Source organism: Streptomyces lancefieldiae (genome assembly GCF_031845825.1).
Lineage (GTDB): Bacteria > Actinomycetota > Actinomycetes > Streptomycetales > Streptomycetaceae > Streptomyces > Streptomyces lancefieldiae.
This window is the reverse complement of the sequence record NZ_JAVRFH010000255.1, coordinates 1-779: the sequence shown is the minus strand read 5'-3', so window position 1 is coordinate 779 and position 779 is coordinate 1. Positions and strand designations below refer to the sequence as shown.

General features: G+C 73.3%; 1 protein-coding gene. It reads left to right on the top strand.

The genetic code is table 11. The features are described 5' to 3' along the window. Nucleotide 1 precedes the first annotated feature (1 nt). Nucleotides 2-742, top strand: coding sequence for a hypothetical protein (locus tag RM812_RS41970; protein WP_394816611.1), 741 nt, complete (start codon nucleotides 2-4; stop codon nucleotides 740-742). Nucleotides 743-779: the final 37 nt, after the last annotated feature.

Genomic DNA, 779 nt, shown 5'->3' with positions numbered 1-779 from the left:
CGTGGCCGTCCTGGCCGGCATCGGTGTCGGCGTGTACGTGCTGGCGGACGACGGCGGTTCGGGCGGTGGCAGCGCGGGCCCGGCGCAGCAGGACCGACGGGACTCCGGCGGCCGGAACGACCCCTTCGGCGACTCGGGCGGTGGCGGGGGCGGTGAGTCGCCCGCGCCGGACTCGCCCGGCTCGCCGGAGCGGTCGGAGCCGCCCACGATCGACAGCGGGTCGGTCGCGGACCCGGTCAGCGGGATCAGCCTGCCCATCCCGGACGGCTGGTCCGGCCAGCAGTTGTCGGTCGGTGCGTCGGTGACGTCGGACGACAGTTACAAGTGCCCCGGCGATGCCTCCAACACCTGCACGAAGGGCGGCGCCTACTCGGCGCCCGCGCTGGTGCTGGGCACCAAGGGCGACACCGCCGAGGAGGTCGCGAAGGCCGACATCGAGGCGAACGCCGAGGAGTCCTACGGCGAAAAGGCCTACGGCGGGATCACCTCGCACGAGGAACTGGCCTCCAAGGCGGTCACGGTCGCCGGCCAGAAGGGCTACCTGGTCCGCTGGAAGGCGGTCACCGAGAAGGGCGCCGACGGCTACGTCGAGTCGCTCGCCTTCCCCTCGCCCGCCGACCCCGAGCGCATCGTCGTCGTCCGCTTCGGCGTCGACACCGACCAGCAGCAGACGGTGATCGACGAGATAACCAAGGGCATCGAGGTGTCCGAGGCCGGCGGCGGCAACGGCCAGGACGTCTGACCGGCCCCGCACATCGGTCGGGCGGGGGGGGGCGGCC